General features: G+C 44.5%; 32 protein-coding genes and 1 pseudogene. 12 read left to right on the forward strand and 21 right to left on the reverse strand.

What is annotated here, in order from left to right:
• The first annotated feature begins 316 nt into the window (after nt 1–316).
• Both JGK07_RS04165 and JGK07_RS04170 read left to right on the forward strand, forming a co-directional pair.
• Entirely contained in the window at nt 317–1519 is a 1203-nt protein-coding gene (locus JGK07_RS04165) for an argininosuccinate synthase (RefSeq protein WP_293179989.1), read from the forward strand.
• 269 nt (nt 1520–1788) lie between these two features.
• Nucleotides 1789–2415, forward strand: coding sequence for a Uma2 family endonuclease (locus JGK07_RS04170; protein WP_293179992.1), 627 nt, complete (start codon nt 1789–1791; stop codon nt 2413–2415).
• A gap of 39 nt (nt 2416–2454) precedes the next feature.
• On the opposite strand, the gene JGK07_RS04175 is transcribed toward JGK07_RS04170, so the two are convergent.
• Complete coding sequence (locus tag JGK07_RS04175; RefSeq protein ID WP_293179995.1) at nt 2455–3234, reverse strand: pentapeptide repeat-containing protein; 780 nt, start codon at nt 3232–3234, stop codon at nt 2455–2457.
• A gap of 262 nt (nt 3235–3496) precedes the next feature.
• On the opposite strand from JGK07_RS04175, the gene JGK07_RS04180 reads away from it, so the two are divergent.
• Nucleotides 3497–4054: a DUF6232 family protein gene (locus tag JGK07_RS04180; RefSeq protein ID WP_293179998.1), complete on the forward strand. Its 558-nt coding sequence runs from the start codon at nt 3497–3499 to the stop codon at nt 4052–4054.
• Nucleotides 4055–4098: 44 nt separating this feature from the next.
• Nucleotides 4099–4512 (forward strand): hypothetical protein, encoded by a 414-nt coding sequence (locus tag JGK07_RS04185; protein ID WP_293180001.1) that lies wholly within the window; start codon nt 4099–4101, stop codon nt 4510–4512.
• Nucleotides 4513–4566: 54 nt separating this feature from the next.
• Here the strand turns inward: JGK07_RS04185 and JGK07_RS04190 are convergent, their stop codons facing one another.
• The 5 genes from JGK07_RS04190 to JGK07_RS04210 all read right to left on the reverse strand — a co-directional run bounded on the left by JGK07_RS04190 (nt 4567) and on the right by JGK07_RS04210 (nt 7962).
• Entirely contained in the window at nt 4567–4995 is a 429-nt protein-coding gene (locus tag JGK07_RS04190) for a hypothetical protein (RefSeq protein WP_293180004.1), read from the reverse strand.
• Between the two features lie 80 nt (nt 4996–5075).
• Complete coding sequence (locus JGK07_RS04195) at nt 5076–5648, reverse strand: Uma2 family endonuclease (protein WP_293180007.1); 573 nt, start codon at nt 5646–5648, stop codon at nt 5076–5078.
• Nucleotides 5649–5722: 74 nt separating this feature from the next.
• On the reverse strand, nt 5723–6343 hold the full coding sequence (locus JGK07_RS04200) for a Uma2 family endonuclease (protein ID WP_293180010.1): 621 nt from the start codon (nt 6341–6343) through the stop codon (nt 5723–5725).
• A 63-nt stretch (nt 6344–6406) separates the two neighbouring features.
• Nucleotides 6407–7141 (reverse strand): hypothetical protein, encoded by a 735-nt coding sequence (locus JGK07_RS04205; RefSeq protein ID WP_293190115.1) that lies wholly within the window; start codon nt 7139–7141, stop codon nt 6407–6409.
• Between the two features lie 197 nt (nt 7142–7338).
• On the reverse strand, nt 7339–7962 hold the full coding sequence (locus JGK07_RS04210) for a DedA family protein (protein ID WP_293151269.1): 624 nt from the start codon (nt 7960–7962) through the stop codon (nt 7339–7341).
• A 345-nt stretch (nt 7963–8307) separates the two neighbouring features.
• On the opposite strand from JGK07_RS04210, the gene JGK07_RS04215 reads away from it, so the two are divergent.
• A complete protein-coding gene (locus JGK07_RS04215; RefSeq protein ID WP_293197027.1) occupies nt 8308–8652 on the forward strand; it encodes an STAS domain-containing protein in 345 nt (114 codons plus the stop codon).
• 97 nt (nt 8653–8749) lie between these two features.
• Here the strand turns inward: JGK07_RS04215 and JGK07_RS04220 are convergent, their stop codons facing one another.
• The 3 genes from JGK07_RS04220 to JGK07_RS04230 form a co-directional block, all read right to left on the reverse strand.
• Entirely contained in the window at nt 8750–9403 is a 654-nt protein-coding gene (locus JGK07_RS04220; protein WP_293197026.1) for a hypothetical protein, read from the reverse strand.
• The gene (locus tag JGK07_RS04225; RefSeq protein WP_293151059.1) at nt 9396–9950 is read right to left on the reverse strand and encodes an Npun_F5560 family protein; all 555 of its coding nucleotides are present in this window, start codon (nt 9948–9950) and stop codon (nt 9396–9398) included. The genes JGK07_RS04220 and JGK07_RS04225 overlap by 8 nt, the downstream gene beginning before the upstream one ends.
• A 413-nt stretch (nt 9951–10363) precedes the next feature.
• Entirely contained in the window at nt 10364–10957 is a 594-nt protein-coding gene (locus JGK07_RS04230) for a class II aldolase/adducin family protein (protein WP_293190114.1), read from the reverse strand.
• 514 nt (nt 10958–11471) lie between these two features.
• On the opposite strand from JGK07_RS04230, the gene JGK07_RS04235 reads away from it, so the two are divergent.
• Nucleotides 11472–11678: a hypothetical protein gene (locus JGK07_RS04235; RefSeq protein WP_293190113.1), complete on the forward strand. Its 207-nt coding sequence runs from the start codon at nt 11472–11474 to the stop codon at nt 11676–11678.
• Nucleotides 11679–11953: 275 nt separating this feature from the next.
• On the opposite strand, the gene JGK07_RS04240 is transcribed toward JGK07_RS04235, so the two are convergent.
• Nucleotides 11954–12877 (reverse strand): hypothetical protein, encoded by a 924-nt coding sequence (locus JGK07_RS04240; RefSeq protein ID WP_293151072.1) that lies wholly within the window; start codon nt 12875–12877, stop codon nt 11954–11956.
• 247 nt (nt 12878–13124) lie between these two features.
• Here JGK07_RS04240 and JGK07_RS04245 point away from each other — a divergent pair, with 247 nt between their 5' ends.
• On the forward strand, nt 13125–13382 hold the full coding sequence (locus JGK07_RS04245) for a hypothetical protein (RefSeq protein WP_293180028.1): 258 nt from the start codon (nt 13125–13127) through the stop codon (nt 13380–13382).
• Nucleotides 13383–13802: 420 nt separating this feature from the next.
• Here the strand turns inward: JGK07_RS04245 and JGK07_RS04250 are convergent, their stop codons facing one another.
• The 3 genes from JGK07_RS04250 to psbN form a co-directional block, all read right to left on the reverse strand.
• Entirely contained in the window at nt 13803–14714 is a 912-nt protein-coding gene (locus tag JGK07_RS04250) for an MBL fold metallo-hydrolase (RefSeq protein ID WP_293180031.1), read from the reverse strand.
• A gap of 1 nt (nt 14715) precedes the next feature.
• Nucleotides 14716–15816, reverse strand: coding sequence for a chorismate synthase (gene aroC, locus JGK07_RS04255; protein ID WP_293151084.1), 1101 nt, complete (start codon nt 15814–15816; stop codon nt 14716–14718).
• A 254-nt stretch (nt 15817–16070) separates the two neighbouring features.
• Nucleotides 16071–16202 carry a photosystem II reaction center protein PsbN gene (psbN, locus tag JGK07_RS04260; protein ID WP_193971847.1) on the reverse strand — a complete coding sequence of 44 codons (132 nt, stop codon included), beginning with the start codon at nt 16200–16202 and terminating at the stop codon, nt 16071–16073.
• A 216-nt stretch (nt 16203–16418) separates the two neighbouring features.
• Here psbN and psbH point away from each other — a divergent pair, with 216 nt between their 5' ends.
• From psbH to JGK07_RS04280, 4 genes are all read left to right on the forward strand, one after another.
• A complete protein-coding gene (psbH, locus tag JGK07_RS04265) occupies nt 16419–16622 on the forward strand; it encodes a photosystem II reaction center protein PsbH (RefSeq protein ID WP_293127124.1) in 204 nt (67 codons plus the stop codon).
• A 150-nt stretch (nt 16623–16772) separates the two neighbouring features.
• Nucleotides 16773–17024 (forward strand): TatA/E family twin arginine-targeting protein translocase, encoded by a 252-nt coding sequence (locus JGK07_RS04270; protein ID WP_293180036.1) that lies wholly within the window; start codon nt 16773–16775, stop codon nt 17022–17024.
• Nucleotides 17025–17687: an aminoacyl-tRNA hydrolase gene (gene pth, locus JGK07_RS04275; RefSeq protein WP_293190112.1), complete on the forward strand. Its 663-nt coding sequence runs from the start codon at nt 17025–17027 to the stop codon at nt 17685–17687.
• The gene (locus tag JGK07_RS04280) at nt 17684–17950 is read left to right on the forward strand and encodes a DUF3146 family protein (RefSeq protein WP_293180042.1); all 267 of its coding nucleotides are present in this window, start codon (nt 17684–17686) and stop codon (nt 17948–17950) included. The genes pth and JGK07_RS04280 overlap by 4 nt, the downstream gene beginning before the upstream one ends.
• A 137-nt stretch (nt 17951–18087) precedes the next feature.
• On the opposite strand, the gene JGK07_RS04285 is transcribed toward JGK07_RS04280, so the two are convergent.
• Entirely contained in the window at nt 18088–18399 is a 312-nt protein-coding gene (locus tag JGK07_RS04285; protein ID WP_293180045.1) for an S-layer protein, read from the reverse strand.
• Nucleotides 18400–18455: 56 nt separating this feature from the next.
• Here JGK07_RS04285 and JGK07_RS04290 point away from each other — a divergent pair, with 56 nt between their 5' ends.
• The gene (locus tag JGK07_RS04290; protein WP_293180048.1) at nt 18456–20396 is read left to right on the forward strand and encodes a bifunctional serine/threonine-protein kinase/formylglycine-generating enzyme family protein; all 1941 of its coding nucleotides are present in this window, start codon (nt 18456–18458) and stop codon (nt 20394–20396) included.
• Nucleotides 20397–20665: 269 nt separating this feature from the next.
• Here JGK07_RS04290 and JGK07_RS04295 read toward each other — a convergent pair whose 3' ends face one another.
• The 7 genes and pseudogenes from JGK07_RS04295 to JGK07_RS04325 all read right to left on the reverse strand — a co-directional run bounded on the left by JGK07_RS04295 (nt 20666) and on the right by JGK07_RS04325 (nt 23768).
• Nucleotides 20666–21133, reverse strand: coding sequence for a hypothetical protein (locus tag JGK07_RS04295; RefSeq protein ID WP_293180051.1), 468 nt, complete (start codon nt 21131–21133; stop codon nt 20666–20668).
• Nucleotides 21130–21639 (reverse strand): hypothetical protein, encoded by a 510-nt coding sequence (locus JGK07_RS04300; RefSeq protein ID WP_293180054.1) that lies wholly within the window; start codon nt 21637–21639, stop codon nt 21130–21132. The genes JGK07_RS04295 and JGK07_RS04300 overlap by 4 nt, the downstream gene beginning before the upstream one ends.
• Before the next feature lie 72 nt (nt 21640–21711).
• Entirely contained in the window at nt 21712–21930 is a 219-nt protein-coding gene (locus JGK07_RS04305; RefSeq protein ID WP_293180057.1) for a DUF433 domain-containing protein, read from the reverse strand.
• A gap of 87 nt (nt 21931–22017) precedes the next feature.
• Nucleotides 22018–22233, reverse strand: a pseudogene (locus JGK07_RS04310) (CPBP family intramembrane glutamate endopeptidase); the annotation flags it as partial.
• Nucleotides 22226–22657, reverse strand: a complete 432-nt coding sequence (locus JGK07_RS04315) for a hypothetical protein (RefSeq protein WP_293180059.1) — start codon at nt 22655–22657, stop codon at nt 22226–22228. The pseudogene JGK07_RS04310 and the gene JGK07_RS04315, both read right to left, overlap by 8 nt.
• Complete coding sequence (locus tag JGK07_RS04320; RefSeq protein WP_293180061.1) at nt 22650–22868, reverse strand: hypothetical protein; 219 nt, start codon at nt 22866–22868, stop codon at nt 22650–22652. The genes JGK07_RS04315 and JGK07_RS04320 overlap by 8 nt, the downstream gene beginning before the upstream one ends.
• A 63-nt stretch (nt 22869–22931) precedes the next feature.
• On the reverse strand, nt 22932–23768 hold the full coding sequence (locus JGK07_RS04325) for a type II CAAX endopeptidase family protein (protein ID WP_293218429.1): 837 nt from the start codon (nt 23766–23768) through the stop codon (nt 22932–22934).
• Between the last annotated feature and the right edge of the window lie 75 nt (nt 23769–23843).

Here is a 23843-nt window from a genome sequence, read left to right on the forward strand (position 1 = left end):
TGGGAGAGGGGGAGAATGGGAGAGGATTGATGAGTTTTGAGCGGAAATGGAAATATACAATTTAAATGCGCCACAGCTTAGCCAAGTTGAGCAAAAAAATAATATCTGAATCTGTACTATGTCTGACGAGCATTGATGTCAATTAGGTGCATAATACAAAGTTGGTTAAATATCACATCTTGCACCATTATCCAGAACAGGCAAGATGCCTGTTCCACAAAAAATTAATTTTATGGTGGGGTGGGCATCTTGCCCGCCCTAAAAAGCTTAGTGATAATGGTGCAAGATGTCAGTTAAATTCAGGATGTAAATAGCAATGAGTCGCGCTAAAAAAGTTGTGCTAGCATATTCGGGCGGAGTCGATACTTCTGTCTGCATTCCTTACCTGATGAAGGAGTGGGGAGTCGAAGAGGTAATTACTCTGGCGGCGGATTTGGGACAGGGAGACGAATTAGAACCCATCCGCAAGAAAGCTTTAGCATCTGGTGCTTCGGAATCTTTGGTGATTGATGCTACGGAAGAATTTGTCAAAGATTATGCCTTCCCAGCAATTCAAGCTAACGCGCTTTACGAAAATCGGTATCCGCTATCTACGGCGCTAGCGCGCCCGCTGATTGCTAAATTGTTGGTAGAAGCTGCCGAAAAATACGGTGCGGATGCGATCGCCCACGGTTGTACTGGTAAGGGAAATGACCAAGTACGGTTCGATGTGTCGATCGGCGCACTGAATCCCAAGATTAAGATTTTAGCACCAGCGCGGGAATGGAAAATGAGCCGCGAGGAAACCATCGCTTACGGTGAGAGATGCGGGATTCCGTCGCCGGTGAAGAAGTCTTCACCTTATAGTATCGATCGCAATTTGTTAGGAATGGCGATCGAAGCCGGCATTCTCGAAGATCCTTGGGCGGAACCGCCGGAAGAGGTGTTTTTGATGACAAAGGCGATCGAACAAACTCCCGACACACCCGAATACATCGAAATCGGTTTCGACTGCGGAAAACCAGTCAGTTTAAACGGCAAAGAATTAGCACCAGTCGCCCTAATTACCCAACTCAACGAAATAGCTGGAAATCACGGAGTCGGCCGCATCGACATGATTGAAAATCGTGTAGTCGGGATTAAATCGCGGGAAATTTACGAAACACCAGCGATTTTAGTTTTGATGCACGCGCACCGAGACTTAGAAAGTTTGACTTTGACAGCAGATGTCACGCGATACAAGCGCGGCATCGAAGAAACCTACAGCCAAATGATTTACAACGGCCTTTGGTACAACCCTTTAAAAACAGCTTTAGACGCATTTATTCTAGACACGCAAAAGCGAGTAACTGGAACCGTGCGCCTAAAAATGTTCAAAGGAAACGCCACAATTGTCGGCCGCAAATCAGAGAATTCGCTGTACAGTTTCGACTTAGCAACCTACGGCGCCGAGGATGAATTCGATCACAAAGCAGCCGAAGGATTTGTCTACGTTTGGGGATTGCCAACCCGCATTTGGTCGGAGAAGAATCGGGGTTAGAATGTGTTAACAGGACTTGTGCAAAGAAACCGGGTTTCTATCAAAAATCTTTGCTTTCTAAACTAGAGATTTAGGAAGAAACCCGGTTTCTGGCCTCGGCATCCAGCAAGACTGACAAACAAAGTCCCAGCAGAGTGGGACTAAGAGTAAGGTGGGCAATGCCCACCTTATTTGTTAAAATATGGATCAAATAATTTAAAAATCCTAGTGGGTTTGGTACAATAGAAGTGGTCTGAATCTAGTATCATAAAAAACTCAATATAAAGCCAATGGTTGCAAATCAAAGCCAAAATTACATCTCACCGGAAGAGTATCTGAAATTAGAAGAACTCAGCCAGGTTAAACATGAGTATATTCAGGGCGAAACCTACGCAATGGCAGGTGCAAGTGATGCTCATGTGACAGTTGCTGGCAACTTATTTGCACTTTTGAGAAATCATGTTCGGGGTAGTGGCTGTCGTGCTTATATGTCAGACATGAAAGCTAGGATTGAATCTAGGAATATTTACTACTATCCCGACGTGATGGTAAGTTGCGATGAACGGGACAAAGCATTTCAATCTTTTAAAAGACATCCTTGTTTAATTATCGAGGTTTTGTCAACAGGAACTGAAGGATTCGATCGCGGTGATAAGTTTGCTGACTATCAAGAATTAGAAACGCTTCAGGAGTATGTGTTAATTAGTCAAAAGCGGCAGCGGGTTGAGTGTTTTCGCCGCAATGCTGAGGGGTTGTGGGTTTTGTATTCTTACACCCAAGGAAGCGAAATTCACTTGGCTAGTGTGGATTTTCGCACTAGCATGGATTCTATCTATGAGGATGTAATCTTTACCAACGAAAGTCAGTCGGCGATTGAAATCGCGACTACACAAACGAAGTCCGCCTGCGCGGACTGAAGAGTAGAATGGATATTATGGCAGGATTTGGTATCATAGCTATGCCTGACTCAATATTTCCAAAAACTCCTGCACAACTAGAGCCGGTTGTTCGCTGCATCGGGTAGCATCGTAATGTTTGACAAGACTGATGCCAGAATCTATCGAAAGTCCGCACATTTCATCTTCTGCTGTGTTTTGATGCGATGATTCGCGGTCAATTTTCAGCATTCCTAACTTGTTTTGGTGGAATATAAGAAAGTCAGCTTCTTGGTTTTGTCTCCCTTCCGGTGTTGTGAGTCGGAGTTGGGAGTTGGGGATGAAGAGAGTGGAAGTGCGATCGAGTATTTCGGCAATTTTCACTTGTGCGTCGGAGTGAAAGCAAAAATCGTTCCAGTTAATTTTGTTTTCCGAGTCAGATAATTCTGTTTCACTGTCAGCGTTTATAGTTTTATCTAAATCAGCTTGACCATAATCAGCTTCATTTAAGTTTGCGAATAATCTAGCACCGCTTAAGTTTGCTCCACTGAGATTTGCACCAGTGAGATTAACTTCGATGGTCAGATTTCGCTGTAGATTCACTTTACCTCGTCTTAAATATCGTTTCAATACTGACTTGAGATTATCTTTTTTGACTTTTTCTTCTAGTGCTTTTGAAAGTAGTTTCCATAGTTTAGCACCAGCATCTTTGATATAATCATATTCATATTCAGCACTGGCTGCAATTTCTTTATAAGACCGCCCTTCCCAGGATTGACGAAACACTAGCTCTTGAACTTTGTTGAGGCGATCGTAGTTGAGGGCTGTTTCTGCGATCGCTATGGCTTCGTCAACGGTCATATGTTAAAGTCCCTTACTAGCGGAGCGTTAAGGTAGGCTGAGTATAGATTGTACCGCAACAGGGAACAAATCTTACTTTTTTATTACTTTTTTATTACTTTTTCTCACTGTTGAAGCTCATATTAAGTCGCTATTATACTTCTAACTACACAGGGATGTCAATATCAATAGCACTCATCAGCAGTCCCAAGGACTTCATTTATGTAGGGATAGAATTAATTCTTATTACCTGGTGGGTTCACAGTTTTAAAAAAAGGGGGGAATGATGGCTGCAAATAACATATCATCACAAGATAATGACCGACCTATCTGGGATGACACCAAGATATATATTACCAAAAATACAGTTAAATTTGGTTCTGATGTCTATCAATTTCGCAACATTACAGGTTTTGGTATATCACCAGTTAAGACCCCAAAAATTCCATTTCAATGGATTTTGGGATTGTTTGTCATTGGACTTGTTGTAGCTACTTATTTTAATAATGCTGAGATGAGAGCGGCAGGAATAATTATGGCGATAGTAGCAATTATCTGGTTAATTGTAAATACTTTTTCGCCCGAAAAATACGGTCTTAAGTTATATCTGAATTCCGGTTCTCCTATGCCAATATTTGTGACAACCGATATGAAAGGATTAAAAAAAGTAGTTGATTTCTTATACAACTTCATGGAAAGTAATGCAGAAGGTAGTTATGTAGTCTATTCGACCGATCGATCTATCCGAATAGAAGGAAGTGTGGGAGGTTCTGTCACAGCAGGTGATATAGGAGGCAGTTCATCAAGTAATGTTGGAGGAAATGTTTCGCGAAATGACTAAAAATAACAGTATTATCCAAATATCAATCAACTTAGGAGGGAATAATGGAAGATAAACAAGGTATTCAAATCGGAGGAAGTGTTGGAGGTGCTGTTACAGGAGGTAATATTCAAGGCACTTCATCAAGTCACGTTGGAGGAGATGTTTCATTCGCTATAAACGAGTTACCTTCATCCTCTGAACCTGATAAACCCGGAATCAAAGAGTTACTGATTGAACTCGAAGCAGCAATTTCAGCCGATCCAAATTTAAGTGAAGATGACAAAGAAGATGCTTTAAAACAAGTAAAGGAATTAGCTGAAGCTGCTACAAATCCTAATGATGCAGAAATGAAGACTAAAGCCAAACAGGCAAATAGGATGCTAGAACGAATTATGAAAAGTGTACCAAAAGCGACAGAACTACTAGAATTCTGCAATAATCTACTGCCATTGATTACTAAAGCGTTTGGGTTTTAGTAAGTGTTTGCAACTCTTAGAATCACGTCTGAGAGTTGCGAACACTTACTATCTTTACCACATAAACAGTTCTTTGTCAACATAAACATATTTGCCCAAAACCGTCAGTGGCATCATCTCCCCGCTGCCAAGCAAATCAATTGAAACCCCATCTCGAATCAGTATTTTAAACAATTCCTCGTCATCTTTGATCAAACTAGCATCTAATTCAATAACTTGACCTTCTTCCCTCATTACCTCCAACAAATCAGAAGTAGATACCTGAAATATTTCCTGATTATTGCACCGCGCAGTCAAGCAATTGCCATAACTGCCCGTAGCTTCAATATCAAATATTTCCCATTGCTTTAAGAGATAATTTTTGTCTAAATATTCAAGGATTTTTGCAACTCTCAATTCCAGTTTTTCCTCTGCTTCGCAGCAAAGTGTCACAGCCCATTTTTGACCGATATTGTAGGTAATAGCCGACTTTTCAGATTTCATAATGCTTCCGGGATTCTACTATATCACTTCACTCTTCAGACTCAAAATCCACGCGATCGAACATTTCACCCAACGACATCTTAACTCAATCCAGGAACATCCTCATACAAAGCAGAGATTGGACACTGAAAATTGATACTAGCCAACTCCAGACATTCCCCCTCACCGCAGGAAGAAAAAACCCAACGCCCTTCCACATCGCGACGGTAGCAATCTACATTCATCCGTTGTTGACCGATTAATACATATTCTTGTATAGTTGAGAGCGATCGATAATCCGCAAATTTATCTCCTCTGTCAAACGCCTCAGTTGTTGGAGATAGGACTTCCACAATTAGCGAAGGATAGCAGATAAAATCGGCAACAGAAGTAGTATCTCGTTCATCGCAAGATACAGCTACATCTGGATAATAAAAAGTATTAATTGTCTCAAATCTTACTTTTGTATCGGCCATAAAAACCAGGCAACCAGTCCCGCGCAGATGATTTCTCAGCAGAGTTGCTAAATTTAGACAAATCAAAACATGGGGATTACTTGCGCCGGCCATTGCATAGATTTGTCCGTTCCTGTATTCATGCTTGATGGGACTTACCAGTTCACCTTCTAAATAGTCTTTAACTGAAACGTCAGGATGATTTTTGCTGGCAATCATTACGTTTTCCTCGATTTTTATGATTAAATTTACTCGCTTAATTCGATCTTACTTAATCATGTTTTTTATGGCTACTAATCAGACTCCGACTCAAAATCCACGCGATCGTACATTTCGCCCAAAGACATCTCAAACTGCACCGAGCTCAACACCAGAACCGCTTCAGCACCATCATACTCAGACAAAACCCACTTATTGTCATCCGTCTTAGAAAACTGTTCGACGTGCATCTCGTACTGATCGATCAAAATATACTCCCTCAAAGTGGGAATCGATCGCAAAAGTTTAAATTTTTCACCTCGATCGTAATTTGCTGTCGATTTCGATAAAACCTCAGCCACCATCACCACATTAGTAATCGCATCTTTCCTCCCCTCCGCAAACTCCAGCTTACCCGCAACCACCATCACATCAGGATAAGTACAAAATTGCTTTTGTGGTATCCACAAACGCAAGCCCAAAGCAAATAAATGATAATGTTTCTGTCCTTTAAAAGCAAAATTCAAAGGAGTAATAATATCACCTACTATCATATTGTGGTTGGCGGAATTCGCAGGCATTGGTAATATTTGACCGCGACAATATTCACTTTTGTCCTCTGCTGCTTCTTCTAAAGCAAAATACTCGGCTGGAGTGTAATAAGGTTGTGGCTTACTCTCAATTACTTCTTCGCGAATTTCTGTTGATGCCGTCATACTACATCCTCCTGCGATCGTACTCACAATTATAACCGGATTATCCGCAATCAAAACAACCGCTCAAAGCTCACTATCTGTCATTTTAATTACCTTCCCCTCAAACTCAAAACCCCTCTCCCAACCATCCAAATACTTATCCATATTAGGCTTGAACCACAGCGCCGCTTCCCCGTGTCCCAACTCCACCGCCCGATCGACTAATTCATACCAATGTGTCAGAGGCTTCCCCGTCGCTTCCACCGCTTGCAAATAATCCCAAACCACCTTTGGCACTGATACCGGCGACACCGCATACCTCAACAATTCCTGTGCACCCTCCGGCGAAACAATCACATTATTCTCAACCCAAATCATACCCACATCCGCCGCCTCTTCCCCTTGCCAATTCACCTCGCCTCTCAAAACATAACCCCAAGGTTTGATAAAATTGTCAATCAGATACTGCAACCATTCCACATAATCATAAAATTTTTCCATGCCATTCCACTGAATCCCCCCGCCGTCAGCAGTCGGAATCCACTGACACCACAAACCGGGCTGAGTCTTTGGCGGGCGGTTGTAATTTACGATCGACAATTCCGACTCTTCATCCCACTTTTCATTGACAAAATAGCAGCCTTCTTCGCCCACAGGCAAACCCACGGCTGTTCTCGCCGCATCGGGAACATCTTGCAAAATTTCAGGATTTCGCTTCATTCGCCTCGTCCGAGAAAACTCTAATAAATAAAGAGTTTCGCTATCCAATAACCGCTGATTTAAATGAAATGTGCCTTCAAAGATTGTAGTGTATCCCATGATTTCTATCTATTATAAATGTAGAGATATCGAAGTCTACCTCAGAATAAGTTTTATTGTTTGTGGAACGGGCTTCTAGCCTGTTCCTGACATTGGTGTAAAATATAAGTTTAACCTCAGATGTTACACTATTTTAAGAACGGGCAAGATGCCCGTTCCACAAGAAGATTGAGTCTTTTTGAGAAGAGTCTCCAACCCTACTTAGTCTTGTCCAAATTCCGCGACTCCAACCAAATAGGAATTGCAATCCAAGCAACTGTTAATAGCAAAGCAACTACCGCAAATTGAGCAGCCCAACCTACTAACTTCTCTAAAGACACAACCTGTCCTAAGAAGTATGACAAACTTACCATTACGGATGCCCAGCTTGCGGCACCCAAAATATTGAAGAATGAAAATTGCAAAAAGGGCATTTCTGCAATTCCCGCTAGGGGGCTGGCAAAAATTCGCAGCAGTGCGATGAAACGGCCCAAAAATACGGCTTTAGCTGCATTTTCGCTAAACTTTTCTTTTAAGTCAAACAGTTGTTCTTCCCGAAAGCGGAAGATTTTTCCCAGCTTCAGCAGCAGGGGCCAGCCGCCGTATCTGCCGATCGCATAACCGAAATTTCCCCCCACAGTCGCACCGGCGATCGCACTTCCGAGCACGTACCAGTAATTCAGTTCCCCGCTGCCAGCCAAAAATCCGCCAGCAATCGTAATTGTCTCGCCTGGAAGAGGGACTCCCAGATTTTCTAGCAAAATCCCGAAAAATACAGCCCAGTAGCCGTAATCTCGCGCCAATTGCTGAATAGTCTCTAACGATAAAAACTCAAAAGACATTTCGATATTGCCTTCGTAAACTTTTGCAAAGCTCAATACTTTTATATATTGGCTCGATTCGGCCAATAGTGCAATCTTTCGCTGTGATGAAAAACACACTACACTTGCGATCGCCCGCTCAAGCAAAAACTAACCTTTCAGAGATAATCAATTAATCAGGAATTGTTGCGCTTGCATTCCGATCGAAAGCCAGTCATCTTACTTAATCTACCACAAGTGCGATCGCCTCCGATTATTTAGTCAGCCCGATCGCCTCTTGAAACTTTAGCTGAAATTATTCTGTCTTTTGACAGAAGCAGCAAATCAATTTACTTAGTCGCATTTTACAATCTTAGGGTAACAGTTATGCAATTTCCCAACTTCCACCAACACATCGTGCTTCAGCCTCAAAACTGCCTCGACTCCCAAGCCGGTAGTCTCCTGCAACAACAGCTAGCAGAAATTTTGCCCGATCGCCACAATCTGTGGGTAATTGACATGACTAGCGTCGATTTCATCGACAGTTCGGGGCTGTGCGCTTTAGTCGGCGGGCTCAACGCCGCCCGCCACCGGGGATGTCGCCTCGTCATCTGCAACCTCTCAGCCACAGTCAGGCTAATTTTTGAAATTACTCAACTCGACCAACTCTTTGAAATTTTTGACACTTTCGAGCAAATTATCTCAACAGCAACTCCCGCTTTAGTTGCTTAATAAAAATTCTACTATCTCCCGTTAATTACCCATAATTAGGTTCGTAGTAAGGACGAAGAGTCCTAATTGATTCATCAAGAAAGGACTAAAGTCCTCACTACGAACATAAAGAAGTAATTTGCATATCGTAAATAGGCTTATTTGTCAAGCAATACCAATAACAGACAAATAAATCCGGTACTTGAACGCCGACAGAAGCGATCGCAGGTGCAGCCGGAAAAGGCAAAAGTCGATCGAAACAAATCCTGTCCCCAACGAACCCGAACTGCATCAAATAAGTCGCCGGTGGCGCATTTAAAAGATCCACGAGCAAGCGGAAAGCCAACTCGTACAACTGCTGCCGCCAAACATCAGACAAATGCAGCGGTTGAGAGTAACTCAACTCGCTCGACAACTTGTCAGATTCCCCAGCGATCGCCTCAGCATACAGCGGCCCCTTTGCCGTCAACACCACCGGCAGCCAAAAATTGCCATCGCCGACGGACACTTGTAGTTCCCGAGCCACTCGATCGCGCGCCGCCGCAACATTAGCGCCAAATCGAAACACATATTGACCCGGAAAAACCAGATTGGACGGAACATCCAGCGTCAAAGGGCAAACGATCGCCCCCGAAAGAGCGATCGCGCCAGAATTGAGTTCAGAAACCGCACATATCTCGACTTCAGTTAAAGGATCGGATTGAGCGATCGCAGCCTTGAGGCGATCGGCCGAGCCTTGTTCGTAGCCTGTTACAATCACAACTTTAGGCATTGCCAAAGCTCGGCATTTGAATACCGCGATCGTCCTCAGGATCGACGCTGGGCAGATCCAGGCCCTTAGCCTTGCGGTTGCGTACCGCCAGACGGTAAGTCACGCTCTGTAACTCAGTGTGCAACTGGTTGTTTTCCTTTTGCAGTTGCTGCAACTTTTCCTTAATCGGCTCGATCCGCTCGGCAAACTTCTGGCGGTAAACTCCCGGCAATTCCTGAACCACCTGTTCGAGCATTCTAGAGCGATCGGTCAATTCTTGCACCGACTGTCGCAGTTGGTAAACCTCAGCATCGCGCTCGGCGATTTGTTCTTGATAAAAACCAACTTGCTCTTCCACGGCTTGCAATTGTTCTCGCATCGCCTGCATTTGAGCTTGGTGGCGATCGGAAACTTCCGGCGCCGGGACAAAACTCGAATTTCCCTTGACCAGTCTGAAAAGTTCTTGAGATAACTGCTGCACCAATTGGTCGCGCATTTGCAGCTCTTCGGTGAGACGAGATACCTCTGATTGCAGTTCTTTTGAGCTTACAAGTTTCGTCTGATTCACAATGGCCCTCAGTTTTTACATTATATATTTCTTTAAAATATCTTTACCTTACCTCAGAGGCAAGAGGCACTTGAAAAGTTTTGAACCCGCAGTCGCTAGAGCGATCGGTGACAAATCAACGACCAAGCCCAGTTTAACCCCGATCGGCACCAACATCAGCCGATTTTAGATTTTAGATTTTAGATTTTATAAGGGATTGAAGCGCACACCTACAGTTGCATGATTGCGGTTTGAGTCAAATATTTGGTTAAAAAAACCGCTTTTGAGAGACAAGTTCATCTGTGTGGCCTCGCTTACCTCAGAAACCAGGTTTCTGCGTAGATTTCTTATCCCTGTCGCAAAATTGGTAGAAACCTGGTTTCTAACTACATATCACGATGAGCTTTTTCTGGCAAGAGTGCGAGATCTCCAGTTTACCCGATCGCCGCCGAGAGCACTTTGCCAGCTTCATCCAAGGTGCCGCCAAAACAGATAATTCCGTCCTCGTGACCGGCCATGGCCAGAATTTTGCGATCGGCCAAATTCTCCTCGTCAAAAAGTCTAAACATTTCTAGCGCCATTTGAGGAGTGCCATAGGGTATCTCTTTTCTAGTAGTAGGAATTTTAAACAGCAGTTGCTGCCATAGTTGAGGATTGTGAACGTGAATTATCGCACGCACATCATCTCTGCGAAGGTACAGTGCAGCGTGAGTTAGAGACTCCGACGAAGCTGGTACGGGGCCGCGACAGCCGAGGAAATTTTGTTCTAAGTTAAATTCGGTAACAGTACAATAAAATTCAGGCCCCAGATTTGGCAAGTGTGCCGTCTGGGTGCCTGAAATAATGAACTGACAAGAATTGCCAATTCTGATACTGATGTTACCAAAACCAATACTATTTTCGTAGACGCCTATTAGTCCCCAAGAGTGGAGTCGATCGCGCCAGTCCATCAAATCTGCTATGTTCTCGGCAGCTAAAGGATCTGCCTCTTGCCATTCGCAGCGGTACTTAACGACTCCTTCATCCATCTATTTTTATTCCTAGCAAATCCACGACACACAAGTCAGCTTCTGAGACTTCACCGAAGTTGTCAAACTGTTTTTTTGTCTGCTGCCTTCTGTCGAGAGTGCCTGAGTGCCTTCAATAATTTACATTCCTGTGTCACCGTAATTGGCGATCGACATTAGCAAAAAGTATACTACGCAAGAAGAACAAATTATTCCAAACATCATAAGTCTAGCCTCAACAGGTCATTGCAAAAGTGGAAGGTAAAAACACACGCTTTCAGGCTGGGAGTTTGATTCTTGGCTCTTGCTAGATCGAGTCTCTTATGTGAAACTATCTAACTTCCCTCAACAAGTTATTGCTTGAGATTACAGTATTTCTACTGAGCTTGTTAACCCTCTCAACAATATTTAACGATCGAGTAGTCCTTTATCCGGAAACTTAGGTAAAATCAACCGTACATTTACTTATTTTTTATTATATAGATATTTAAGTGAGCTGAACACAAAATCAAAAAAGTTTACCAAATCAACACAAATGCCAGCCGATCTGGAGTTGTTAATTACTGAAACCCTTGCTATTATTGCTTTTCCGTTTTCTCATACAACTCAATCAGGTTCAGCTAAGACCGTCCGATCGCCAAAACAAGCTGAAACCCTTGCTGTGATTGATTTTTCCTTTTCTCGTATCGCTCAATCAGGTTCAATTAAGACCCTCCGATCGCCAAAACGATGTGAAAAATAGACACGGAGATTGCTGTCACGCGCGATCGCAATTAAGTACGTCGGCGCTCTAAAAGGCAACTATGTTAAGGATCGTAAAGTATCCAAATGGGAAGAAACCAGAACTCGTCAGTCTATTTACATACTGTTACATGGTTCTGTTTAATCTCGCCGACCTAACCAAAAAAACCTTAACTGCAACATCTGCTCGCCGTTGTTTACCCCAAAAAAGCAAGCCGATCGAGCAGTGGCTCGATCGGCTAAACTCTTCTGTGGAGGGCTCGCGCCCGCAGCCCTTTAAATGTGGAAATGATACAAAATGCTGCCGTCGTCTTTAATTTCACAGTTGGCATTAAAGACTTCAGCTTGTTGGTTCAAAAAACGCTGGGCGACATCCGGCGACAGCCGCGTCTCCATCGCAAACCGTACCAGAGTGATTTCGCCGCTGCCTTCCTTGATCAGTCGGTACAAAGCACTTTGGAGCCTTTCGCTCTCTTCTCGCTGAAAAGCTGCTTTGTTCCTCCAATCCGCCACTGAAGGAATCAAACCGCGACTTACCAAAATCGCTAACAGCAGGCCAACTCCCACAATCAGAGGCACAGTTGGATCGCTCGTGGGCGTCGCCACAATTTGTGGCGCTGTAGCGGCGGCCAAACTGCTCACCATTTCTTTTTCCGAGGCTTGCGTATCCGCCATCGCAAGCTGAGTTTTGTTGTAAACGTCTTGCTGAAGCTTCATTTGCTGCAACAGGCGAGCGCGCTCTCTTTCGTATTGGTCGAGTTTTTGCTGAGCTTGTTTCAGGTCTTGAGTGACTTGTGCCAAGCGTTGGTTGAGCGTCTGATTGACTGATTGCCAGCGATATCTGTTAATCAGCCGGCTTTTTTCAACCATGCCCTTCATCAACATATCCGCTGTTTTGATTGCTTGCTGCTGATCGAGCGAGCGATACCCAACAGCAATCTCTAGCGGTTGTTCCGGCTTAGAAATCTGGACGCTAGCATTTTGTCGAACTTGCTGTGGCGACAGTTTAACTGCATCTGCCACTGCTTTGACAACATTATCTGCCAGTAGAACATCCGGAGTCAGTTGCTCTCCCTGCTTGAGAATTGTCGTGCCCGTGCTCGAAAATTTGACTGGCGGATTGTTAGAAGTGAGAGTGCCTTGGGCCATGAATCCGGGTGGCGGAGCTAGGCGGTAGGCAAGGGCCCCTGAAATACCCATAATTACAGCGAAACTGCCTAAGGCAATCCATCTGTACTGATTTGCTGAAGATCTAAAACGTAAATTTCCCATTTTGATAGTCAAGTCATAACTTTCACTTTGCTTGCAGCTAGTCCCAAACCAAAGAGCGATAGTCTCTTTCTTTTGAGTGAAATTGACTGCTGAAAAATTCCTCAGATTGTAACGAAAAGCTCTCAAATCGGCTTTTCAGAGTTGCCAATATTCATGTTCGGAAAAAAGCATCGCAATGCTGTATTTTTTCGTAAATCTAACCTCAGCTTTTATCTTTAGGAATTCTCAGAAAATTACTGGGCGATCGGGATTTGGGAAGTTTGCTGCCACCAGCCGCTCATCGCGAGAGTCTGCTCTCACGAGCTTTGCCGTGTTTGTTGGCACTCAAAACGTTGACCTTTTCGCCTCTGGCAATCCTCCAGTTATTTTACTTCTTGCTGTGCATTTTGCGGAAGCGATCGGGCCAGATGCGTCGTTACTCGATCGCAAATAATAGCACGTCGCAATAAATTTTTGCTTTGGTTTAGGGGCGACGTTAGTTCTGTCGTGGCATTTGGCGAAAGTCTGAGACCTTGCTTGCACTAGATATTTTTTCCGGTCGGCATATTTCTACCCATCACAGTCACAGAAAGTCCAGTAATCGGGTCTACAGACTTGAGCAGCTAAACTCCCGCTTTGAATAACAAACTGCCAATTTTGTTCGATTTTCTCAAATAAGAGCCTGTCAAACAATGAAAAAAACCTTAAATATTCTTCCTAAAAAGTTACCAAGTCAGAATTATACCACGTACCAAGACTCTTTGCTACACATAAAAAAGTTGTGGAGCAGGCCGCGAGACCTACTCCACATCATCATCATCATCATCATCATGATGATTTGACAAAGGATACGATCGACCGTACCGACGAAAGTTCAGAAGCCGATCGGCAAAATAAGACCCTCGCGGGCCATAACAGCCTTGGGAAAAGCGATTTGCACGTCTTCGGCGATGCGATCGAGAAAATCGTCAGTATGAGCCGGATCGTGGTGAAAAATCACCACCCGTTTCACCCGGGCCTCCTTAGCCATTCTCACCGCTTCCTGCCAAGTCGAGTGTCCCCAACCCACCTTCGGAGACTTGGGGTTGTGATATTCCTCGTCGGTGTACATCGCATCGTAGATCAGCACGTCAGCGTCGAGGGCTAAATTGTACACATTTTCATCTATTCGATCGGGAAAATGTTCCGTATCCGAACAGTAAACAACTGAACGTCCCTGCCAAGTCACCCGATATCCCATAGCAGTATTCGGGTGATTCAGAGAACCAGTTCTAATCTCAATATCGTCCAGCATCATCGTCTGGTTGTGATCGATCTCGTGAAAAGTCAGATCTGCCGGCAAACCCATCAGCGGTACCGGCGAATTGGAGTGCAAAACCCGTTCGACGAAGTGCCGTTTCAGGCAATCTCCATCGGGGGGAATTGCCCCATAAATATCAAAGCTATTGCCGCGAATGAAAGCTGGGGCGAACATTGGGAACCCTTGAATGTGATCCCAGTGATAGTGAGTAAAAAACATATAAGCTTGCACGGGCATTTCTTGCAGCAACTGGTCTCCCAGCATCCGCAAGCCAGTTCCGCCGTCAAAAATCAAGCGTTTTCCACCGACTCGCATTTCCAAACAAGAAGTATTGCCACCGTAGCGAACAGTTTCCGATCCGGGTGTCGGAACACTGCCCCGCACGCCCCAGAACTGTACTACAAAATCATCTATACCTTTTATTGCTTCGGAGGGTTGAGGGCAATCAACGGGATTTGCCACTACAGAGGACAAGCTGATTTCCATTTTAAAATTCAGACTTTAAGGTTCCACATTGTCCGTGATGGCGCAGCAGATGGTCGCACAACACTAAAGCTACCATTGCTTCGACCATTGGCACAGCTCTTGGTAAAACGCAAGGGTCGTGCCTTCCTTTTGCCGCCAGCAGCGTTGCTTCCCCCTCTCGGGTGACTGTGCGCTGTTGCTGGCGAATTGTTGCAGTTGGCTTGAAAGCCGCGCGCAGAATGATATTTTCACCGTTAGCAATGCCACCCTGAATTCCACCGGAGCGATTCGTGACTGTACGAATTTCTCCTTGTTCATCAGTATAGTATTCATCATTATGTTCGCTGCCCAAAAGCAGAGTCCCCGCAAAGCCCGAACCAATTTCAAAGCCTTTGCTGGCGGGTAATGACATAATCGCTTTGGCCAAATCGGCTTCGAGTTTGTCGAATACCGGCATTCCCAGACCTTTGGGTACGTTGCGGGCGACGCATTCGACTACGCCGCCGATCGAATCTCCACTGTCGCGAACTTTTTCGATCAGTTCAATCATTTTAATGGCGCATTCGGCATCGGGACAGCGAACGATGTTGCTTTCTACTTGTTCTAAGGTAACAGTGTCCGGGTCGGCGACGCATTCTAAGTCTTTGATGCGTTTGACGTAGCCGACTATTTCTACGCCTGCTGCTTGTTGGAGAATTTTTTTGGCGATCGCCCCTGCTGCTACTCTACCAATTGTTTCTCTCGCCGACGATCGACCTCCGCCTTGCCAGTTGCGAATTCCGTACTTAGCATCGTAGGTAGCATCAGCATGGGAAGGACGGTAAGTTGTGGCCATTTCGCCATAATCTTGGGGACGAGTGTCTTGATTGCGGACTAAAATGGCGATCGGCGTTCCCAGAGTTTTGCCTTCAAACACACCCGACAGAATTTCGCAGGTATCTGCTTCTTTGCGGGGTGTGGTAATTTTGCTTTGTCCGGGGCGGCGGCGATCGAGTTCCGCTTGAATTTCCGATGGGTCGATCGACACCAGAGGCGGGCAACCGTCAATTACCACTCCCACACCCCCGCCGTGAGATTCCCCAAATGTCGATATCCGAAATAGATGCCCAAAGCTATTGCCCATAATGCTTTTCCCTGAAACTTAATAATTTTTACTTTAACTGGAAGATAGATTTCTCAAATATAGATTTAGCGTATTTTAAAGAATATAGCATTGAGCAGCAGGAGACGGTGATTCGCGCAACGCAGAAGTTCGATCGCAGCGGGGAGGGGGAAAATTGGGAAAGGGGGAGAGGGGGAGATGGGGAGAGAGGGGGGAGGGGGAGATGGGGAGAGAGGGAAAATCTTCCTTCTTCCCTCTTCCTTCTTCCTTCATTTCTAATCTTCGTGTTCTTCAAAAGGATCTCTCAATTCCTTAGCAGGAGGGCCGAAAGCCGTGTAGATCGAGAAACCGGTGATTGCCACCAGACACATACCGAGAGAAATGCCGAGAACTGCTGCTGGTTCCATATTGAGGAGCGATTATGAGTGATCCCCTCTATAATATTACAAAAAATAACAATTCGTCTAAAAGTCTAGTAATTTGAGGCGCGGTACGGTATGGCAGCCTCTGAGTGGGACAGGGAGAGGGGGAGAGTGTCCGAGTGGGGGATCTGAGAAATTGCGATCGCAATTAGCGGTGGAAATATGTCAAACTTTTCTGTAGAGATTCATTGCAGGTGACTTATGGCACAACGGACTTGGTTGGGAGACAGACTCAAACCCCTTAACTCAGAATACGGCAAGGTAGCCCCCGGTTGGGGAACCACCCTATTGATGAGCGTTTTCATTGGACTGTTTTTCGTGTTCTTGTTGATTATTTTGCAAATCTACAACTCTTCTCTGATTCTAGAGAATGTGGACGTTGATTGGTCGAGTCTCGGCCGCTAAACTTTGAGCAGCGAAATTTAAGACTAACAGTAAAAGCTGAGGGTAGAGGAGAAAGGGTAAAAGCTAAGTTTTCCCATTTCCCCTTGCCCTTTCCCGTTAGTGCGTCGGAATTAAATTCTAACTAATTAAACAAATTGCAGGAGAAACAAAATGAATATTTTTGGCATTGGTTTGCCGGAAATGGCAGTAATTTTCACGATCGCGCTGTTGGTATTCGGCCCGAAAAAGTTACCAGAAATTGGTCGTAGTTTCGGGAAAGCACTGCGGAGTTTTCAGGATGCTTCGCGGGATTTTGAGTCGGAGTTTACGCGGGAAACGAAGCAGTTAGAAGAAGCAGTCGCAATCAAAAAGCCGGAACCGGAAAAACTCGCGGCTGTTAAGGAAGATAGCACAGACATTTAAATGAACAACACTCAGAAGTCGGAAACTCCAGCAGAGTTGGTGATTCCCCAGCTAATTGTAGGTTTGGGGAATCCAGAACCAAAGTACGATCGCACGCGACACAATATCGGCTTTAATGCAGTAGATGCTTTGGCTCAAGCTTGGCAGATTTCGCTGTTGGAAAATCGCAAATTTCAAGGCATATTCGGCGAGGGAAATCGGCCGCGCGGACAGAAAATTCGGTTGCTGAAACCGCTGACGTACATGAATCTGTCGGGCCAATCGATTCGGGCGGCTGCGGATTGGTACAAAATACCTGCGCCTGCTGTGTTAGTAGTGTACGACGATATGGATTTGCCGATCGGGAAAATGAGAATGCGCCTAGCCGGTTCAGCGGGCGGGCACAACGGCATGAAATCCACAATTTCTCATTTGGGGACAGACAAATTTCCCCGATTGCGGATTGGCATCGGCAAACCTCAAAGCGATCCTGCTAAAAATGATAAAGATACGATTTCCTTCGTATTAGGAAAATTTTCCTCAGAGGAAAGTCAGTTAGTAGAGAAGATGCTGAAATTGGTTGTAGAGGCGATCGAGCTAAGTCTGCAACAAGGAATAGAAAAAAGCATGAGTCTCTACAACAATCGTACCATTATAGAAACAAACGCGGAAACAAAAAGGTGAGTTCGAGACGTTTGCCTGAAACTACAGCCCATGTCCGAGTTACGGGTCAATCTTGGCTAAAAGGCACGATTGAAGGTGAAGTAAGTGCCGGCAGTTTTGAGTGGCACTTTCAATGGCGTTTTCGGGAAGAAAAAACACTAATTCTGGAACCTTCTCAGGGTAGGGCATTGATTCAGGAACCGCTGCACCGTTTTCTAGAAAAATGGGATTATCAGCTTGAACCAGGTGGCGATTATTCGTTTACGGTTCGGGCTGAATTTTGAGAATAAACCTCTTGCACTCATTCCCAAATAATCTTGAAATAATCTGCGTTTATCTGTGTTTATCTGCCTGAAATCTGCGGTTTTTGTTTTTTTAACCGCAGATGAACGCGGATTAACGCAGATGAAATGCGGGATAGTCAATTTGTTGGTGTTGATTCCAGCAATTCTTGAATTAAAGCAGGCGGGGTTGCTTCTCGGTAAGCGCCGCAATAATACATCGTCAAAACAGCTTTGTAAGCCCAGTGATTTGATGGCACATCGGTAAAAGGATTTGGCAGAGTTTCCGCACGATTGAGCACGCAAGCATTGAGGATTTGTTCGCGGGTTGGCTGGACTTGAACTAAAGAATTATTTGGCTTTATTTGTGCAGGATTTTGCGCCTGTGCGGGAGATGAACAACTGGCACTAACTAGCAGTACAATTGTGGAAACGATTCTGAGTTTAAGCATCTCATTACTTTTTGTGCGACAATATATCCTAACTTCCACTGCATTCCCTGAAAACTATGCTGGGTCGTACCCTCCGCAATCATTATCAAATTATCAAATTCTTGGGGAAAGGCGGTTTTGGCCACACCTACCTTGCCAAAGATTTAGACTTACCCGGACATCCCCAGTGCGTTGTCAAACATCTTAAACCGAAAAACGCTGACCCTGGCCTTTTGCTAATGGCCAAACGCTTATTCGAGACGGAAGCCCAAACTCTGTATAAATTGGGTAGTCTACACGACCAAATCCCCAAGCTTTCCGCCCACTTTGAGGAAAATGGGGAATTTTATTTGGTGCAAAATTTTATCGCCGGACATGACCTTACGAAAGAACTGATTCCCGGTAAAAAATTAAGCGAATCATATACTATTACATTATTGCACAATATCTTAGAAATATTAGCAATTGTTCATCAGCAAAAGGTGATTCATCGCGATCTTAAACCTGATAATTTAATGCGTCGCCAAGATGGTAAAATTGTCTTGATTGACTTTGGCGCTGTCAAGGAAATTAGCACAATAGTTGTAAATGCTCAAAAGCAAACTAGCTTAACTATTGCAATTGGTACTCCTGGTTATATGCCGAGCGAACAAGCGAAGGGCAAACCTAGATTTGCCAGTGATATTCATGCAGTGGGGATGATTGGAATTCAAGCATTGACTGGTGAACATCCTTTTAACTTACGAGAAGATACGCGGACAGGAGAGGTAATTTGGCGAAATCAGGCTCAAGTGAGTAATAATTTAGCTAATGTTTTAGATAAAATGGTGCGCGACAATTTCAGTCAGCGTTATCAAAATGCAGATGAAGCATTCCAGGCAATTTTATCTTTGTCGCAGTCTTCCCCGCCGCCACCGCCACCACCGCCACCACCGCCACCACCGCCACCGACAAGGCGAGGTTTTTTACAATTAGTCGGTTTTGCTGGAGTAGGACTTGTCGGTTCAGTTGTGATTCAAAACTTGCTAAACAACTCCTCTCAAACTCCAACGGTTCAGCCATCGTCACCGAGATTACGCAATGATACACCATCTCCTTTGCCACCTTCAGAAATCCGACAACTAGAACCACCACCACCAAAAACTCCAGCGCCAAAAGTATCGTCAAATACCCTAAAAACAGTTCAATTTGAAACGGTGACAGTGAATTCAAAGGGGGAAATCACCAAGCGCAGCCAAAGTCAAGCACAGGTTTTTACTGAAACTATCGCCAATGGCATAACTTTAGACATGATGGCAATTCCTGGGGGTAGTTTCGTCATGGGTTCCCCCGATACGGAACCAAGACGAGAGAAGAATGAAGGACCACAGCGTACTGTTAATGTCGCCGCTTTTTTGATGGGAAAATATGAGGTGACTCAGGCTCAATGGCGTGCTGTGGCCGGTTTTCCAAAAGTCAAGATTGACCTCAAGGCTAATCCTTCTAATTTTAAAGGTGATGATTTACCTGTTGAGCAAGTAAGTTGGAATGATGCTATAGAATTCTGTGCGAGGTTATCTCGACTTACTGGACGCAATTATAGATTGCCTAGTGAAGCCGAATGGGAATATGCTTGTCGTGCAGGAACGACGACACCTTTTTATTTTGGGGACACTATTACCCTGGATTTAGTTAATTATGACGGGAATTATCCCTATGGTTCTGCACCGAAGGGAACCTATCGTGCAAAAACAACTGCTGTGGGTAGTTTTCCGCCTAATACCTTTGGACTTTATGATATGCACGGGAATGTCTGGGAATGGTGTCAAGATATTTGGCCCGATATTTATAACGGTGCGCCGACTGATGGTAGTGCTTGGGAAAGTGGTGGAGATAGTCGAAGGCGGCTCTTGCGCGGTGGTTCGTTCGTCAACGATTCGGGGCTTTGCCGTTCTGCTTCTAGGCACAGTAATGGGCAGGACTGGGGCGACTACGGCAAGGGTTTTCGGGTTGTGTGTGTGGCTGCGTGGACTTCTTAGCCCTTTGTTTTTTTGCTCTTTTGTCCTTTACTCTTCTTCTCTTTTCCCTTCCCCTTATCGCCTCTGGTGACTCGATTTATTTTTGGCACTCGTGGATGCACTCCCGACAAAGAAACCGGGTTTTTTACACTTTCTGTGGAGTACAGCGAAGGATTATCGTCAAAAAACCCGGTTTCTAGCCACCTGTGCGTAAGTTTTGTTTGGGAAAATTACTGTCAATTTGCCAATGCTTTCTGTAGAGACAAGTCTGCTGAAATAGTCTGGTTTATTTACGGAGGAGTTGGTGCTGATTTAGGATGGGTTCCCGCGTAATAAACAAGCACCTTGCGTTTGTGTTCATCCGGTACATAAAATACTCTGTCTGAACTTGTTACTTCGTATTCCCACGCACCTTGATAAAGTTTGCCTTTTAACGGAAAAACTCTCCTCGGTTTTCTCACCATCGGGCTAGTACATAAATCCTGATAGCAGCGACGAGTATTCTCAGGGGCGCGTAACAATAAAGCTTCCCAATCTCGGTTAACCCGTCGGTTTTTCGCTACTACTAACCAGGGCGATTCAGGCAATTGCACGATAATTTCGGCTGCATTTTCTTTAGTAGATAGGGATGTTCGGGGTGCTGTAAGTGCTTCTTCAGGTGGGATTACCAACTCGGAAATCACGGGTACAGGTACGGAAAGTTCTTCAGAGGAAACGCCAGTTTCTGAATCGTCTGGAGTAGGTGGAGTGTGGGTCATAACTGAGTCGATTCAGTAGTGCTTTCTATTTGAGGTGGTGTCAGCAAAACTTCGTCAATTTCATCGCTGAAAGCTGCTGCGAGTTCCGGGCTAGAAATTGCTTTAGCGCTTTCATGCCATTCATGAATTACAATCTCAATCTGATTCCATGCGCCAGATTCCGACTCAGCAAGTCGGTAAGCTTTTTCTAATTCAGCAATCAATTCGCACAGTTCATCTGAGTCAAATACTGTCAGCCAGTGATAGGGATTTGCTGAACTAATCGCTTCTCCCAATCGCAGCCGGTAAGCAGCGGCACTTACTTCAAATACAGTCAAAGAAAGCGTCGCAGCTTTTACCCACAGCGTCATCTCTTCCCGGCGCAGTAAAGCAAAATGCTGGTCGTTGCGAGTGATAGTGACAGGGTGTTCCATCGCCAAATCTAGCACTCGATTCAGTTGCTGGTTCAATTCTGTTGCGGTAATTAATTCATCGCCGTAAATAAGGCGCGAAGATTTACTTAGCATGGTTTTTGCGTTTTTATGAATTCAGTATAACATAATTATCAATTAACTACGTTAGCTAAGATCGGCTTAATTCTACGCCACCATCGCAATCAATTGTTTTCTAAGAACTTCCAAGAGAGCAATTACTTGCTCCCTAGTTACAGTGGGAAATCCATCTAAAAAATCATCAATTGACTCTCCGGCTTCTAAATAGTCAAAAAGTGTTTGGACAGGAACCCTAGTGCCAATAAAAACAGGTGTTCCGCCCATGATTTCACCAGAAATGCTAATTATCTGAAAATTCTGAGACATAAGCCTAAGTAGTTGTAGGGTGTGGATCCTGCGATAAATTCCTAACTCAATACCAACAATCTGATAGATCCGCACCTGATGGATATATTACAAACCTTTGGACTGTTCCGATATCTGCCGCATTGCCACAGCCAACACGCTCAAAAACAATAGCCCGATCGCACCAGCCAACGGATTGCCGTTAATTCCAGTTACCCAATCCGGGACAGAGCCAGAATATCGCACTAACTGTCCGACGTTAATTATATAGTATCCCCAGACTAAACCTGCATGAAGCCCGATCGACAAACCCAGCCTATCTTTGCTCTCCTCTCCTTTTAGGACTAATTTCAAATAATAATTCAGCCCGGTATAAGCAGACATCAAACTCCAGAAAGAAATTCATGTGTCCTAGAATTAATGGAGCATTCCTGTCTTTTGTCCAAGCAAAAGCTAAATCCACTGGAGGAAAGCGCTCAATGTTCGCCCTCAATACCAAGGCCCGCGCCTCAAACCTAGCCAAATTGCCTCCTAATGGAACAGAAAGTGTTTGACGTTCCCAAATTGCTCCTAATCTTAATCCCATTTCGTAGGGCAATACGTTAACACTAGAACCTGTATCTAGCAAGCCTGATGCACTTAAAGAGCAATTCTGATAAGTTAAAGTTAGTGGCAAGTAAGGCAATGTACTTAATGCACCCAGTTGCGGATCGATTTCGGTAAACGCAAATCTGACTTTATCAACCATGTTTTACTGCTTTTTCTTCTGATAATGCCTTTGCTAATACAGCAGCGGCTTCAAAAGAGTTGTAGGAATTAGTGCTAGATACTTTGCCTTGCTCTTCTAGCGGAACTATACCTGATTCTTGGAGTAATTCTGATACGATAAAATGCAGTAGTAAAAGTTTGTCAGTGTGAGGCAAATCTTTCACGAGTGGTAGAAGTTCAGCAAGCTGCATAAAAAGTTCCCCAGGTTGGTTGTAGAGTATGGTCTGATCTATTATGCCATTTTCAAGAATTGATTAATCCGATCGCCCTTTGGACTGTTCCGATATCTGTCGCATTCCCACAGCCAACACGCTCAAAAACAATAGCCCGATCGCACCAGCCAACGGATTGCCGTTAATTCCAGTCACCCAATCCGGGACAGAGCCAGAATATCGCACTAACTCTCCGACGTTAATTATATAGTATCCCCAGACTAAACCTGCATGAAGCCCGATCGACAAACCCAATCGATTTTGACAACTTCGCTTTGCCAAAACCAGGATCAAACCCAGCAACAACAGCCCCGGAAACTGAGGCCAAGTCCGCAGCATTGCCTCCACGGGTTTGATAAAATGAGATAGGGCAAACACCAGACTGTTCGCCCGCACAGACATCGGATAACTGTAATCCCGCTGCAACTCGTCGAACAACCAACCCCGGAATACCAACTCCTCTGCAAAACCCACTCCCAGGGCGCTTAATAGCCCTTCTGCGATGATTCTCGGCAAATTATGAGAATTTTGCCATGCGACAAAGCCGAGCAGCCCTTGCACAAAAAATAGGGTGAAAGTAATCGAAATGCCGATCGCCAATCCCGTCAAAAGCTCAAAACCGTTTTGTCGCGTATTTACTAAACCATAACTTTTGAGCAATTGCGTTTGTCTGTAAACCTGTTTTCCCCAGCGCGGAAGTAGCAACAAAAACTCGGTAAACAGCAATCCCATTGTCAGAATGGTTGCTAGGTTACTATCTTTAACTAAGAGATAAATTGGTACGGCTAGCGGTAGCCAGATTGCTGCTAAGATTAAGAGGAAAATTATTACACGTAATGGAAATGGATAACTGGCTATTATTTGGAGGCGGTTAATCATTGTTGTAAATTAAACAAGTTTTACATGATATCTGTAGGGACACAGCATTGCTGTGTCCTTACCAGGATGAGGACA

Source organism: Microcoleus sp. PH2017_24_DOB_U_A (assembly GCF_020738205.1).
GTDB lineage: Bacteria > Cyanobacteriota > Cyanobacteriia > Cyanobacteriales > Microcoleaceae > Microcoleus.

Bases quoted from the DNA above. Each gene is read 5' to 3' on its own strand.
- JGK07_RS04305 (WP_293180057.1), bottom strand. From the start codon at position 21,930: ATGTCTCAGAATTTTCAGATAATTAGCATTTCTGGTGAAATCATGGGC.
- JGK07_RS04240 (WP_293151072.1), bottom strand. From the start codon at position 12,877: ATGGGTATTTCAGGGGCCCTTGCCTACCGCCTAGCTCCGCCACCCGGA.
- JGK07_RS04190 (WP_293180004.1), bottom strand. From the start codon at position 4,995: ATGAAATCTGAAAAGTCGGCTATTACCTACAATATCGGTCAAAAATGG.
- JGK07_RS04170 (WP_293179992.1), top strand. From the start codon at position 1,789: ATGGTTGCAAATCAAAGCCAAAATTACATCTCACCGGAAGAGTATCTG.
- JGK07_RS04175 (WP_293179995.1), bottom strand. From the start codon at position 3,234: ATGACCGTTGACGAAGCCATAGCGATCGCAGAAACAGCCCTCAACTAC.
- psbN (WP_193971847.1), bottom strand. From the start codon at position 16,202: ATGGAACCAGCAGCAGTTCTCGGCATTTCTCTCGGTATGTGTCTGGTG.
- JGK07_RS04220 (WP_293197026.1), bottom strand. From the start codon at position 9,403: ATGCCTAAAGTTGTGATTGTAACAGGCTACGAACAAGGCTCGGCCGAT.
- psbH (WP_293127124.1), top strand. From the start codon at position 16,419: ATGGCACAACGGACTTGGTTGGGAGACAGACTCAAACCCCTTAACTCA.
- JGK07_RS04285 (WP_293180045.1), bottom strand. From the start codon at position 18,399: ATGCTTAAACTCAGAATCGTTTCCACAATTGTACTGCTAGTTAGTGCC.
- JGK07_RS04215 (WP_293197027.1), top strand. From the start codon at position 8,308: ATGCAATTTCCCAACTTCCACCAACACATCGTGCTTCAGCCTCAAAAC.
- JGK07_RS04290 (WP_293180048.1), top strand. From the start codon at position 18,456: ATGCTGGGTCGTACCCTCCGCAATCATTATCAAATTATCAAATTCTTG.
- JGK07_RS04165 (WP_293179989.1), top strand. From the start codon at position 317: ATGAGTCGCGCTAAAAAAGTTGTGCTAGCATATTCGGGCGGAGTCGAT.
- JGK07_RS04325 (WP_293218429.1), bottom strand. From the start codon at position 23,768: ATGATTAACCGCCTCCAAATAATAGCCAGTTATCCATTTCCATTACGT.
- JGK07_RS04300 (WP_293180054.1), bottom strand. From the start codon at position 21,639: ATGCTAAGTAAATCTTCGCGCCTTATTTACGGCGATGAATTAATTACC.
- JGK07_RS04200 (WP_293180010.1), bottom strand. From the start codon at position 6,343: ATGACGGCATCAACAGAAATTCGCGAAGAAGTAATTGAGAGTAAGCCA.
- JGK07_RS04295 (WP_293180051.1), bottom strand. From the start codon at position 21,133: ATGACCCACACTCCACCTACTCCAGACGATTCAGAAACTGGCGTTTCC.
- JGK07_RS04195 (WP_293180007.1), bottom strand. From the start codon at position 5,648: ATGATTGCCAGCAAAAATCATCCTGACGTTTCAGTTAAAGACTATTTA.
- pth (WP_293190112.1), top strand. From the start codon at position 17,025: ATGAACAACACTCAGAAGTCGGAAACTCCAGCAGAGTTGGTGATTCCC.
- JGK07_RS04210 (WP_293151269.1), bottom strand. From the start codon at position 7,962: ATGTCTTTTGAGTTTTTATCGTTAGAGACTATTCAGCAATTGGCGCGA.
- JGK07_RS04230 (WP_293190114.1), bottom strand. From the start codon at position 10,957: ATGGATGAAGGAGTCGTTAAGTACCGCTGCGAATGGCAAGAGGCAGAT.
- JGK07_RS04315 (WP_293180059.1), bottom strand. From the start codon at position 22,657: ATGGTTGATAAAGTCAGATTTGCGTTTACCGAAATCGATCCGCAACTG.
- JGK07_RS04250 (WP_293180031.1), bottom strand. From the start codon at position 14,714: ATGGAAATCAGCTTGTCCTCTGTAGTGGCAAATCCCGTTGATTGCCCT.
- JGK07_RS04320 (WP_293180061.1), bottom strand. From the start codon at position 22,868: ATGCAGCTTGCTGAACTTCTACCACTCGTGAAAGATTTGCCTCACACT.
- JGK07_RS04205 (WP_293190115.1), bottom strand. From the start codon at position 7,141: ATGGGATACACTACAATCTTTGAAGGCACATTTCATTTAAATCAGCGG.
- JGK07_RS04185 (WP_293180001.1), top strand. From the start codon at position 4,099: ATGGAAGATAAACAAGGTATTCAAATCGGAGGAAGTGTTGGAGGTGCT.
- JGK07_RS04235 (WP_293190113.1), top strand. From the start codon at position 11,472: ATGCCAGCCGATCTGGAGTTGTTAATTACTGAAACCCTTGCTATTATT.
- JGK07_RS04180 (WP_293179998.1), top strand. From the start codon at position 3,497: ATGATGGCTGCAAATAACATATCATCACAAGATAATGACCGACCTATC.
- JGK07_RS04245 (WP_293180028.1), top strand. From the start codon at position 13,125: ATGCTGTATTTTTTCGTAAATCTAACCTCAGCTTTTATCTTTAGGAAT.
- aroC (WP_293151084.1), bottom strand. From the start codon at position 15,816: ATGGGCAATAGCTTTGGGCATCTATTTCGGATATCGACATTTGGGGAA.
- JGK07_RS04270 (WP_293180036.1), top strand. From the start codon at position 16,773: ATGAATATTTTTGGCATTGGTTTGCCGGAAATGGCAGTAATTTTCACG.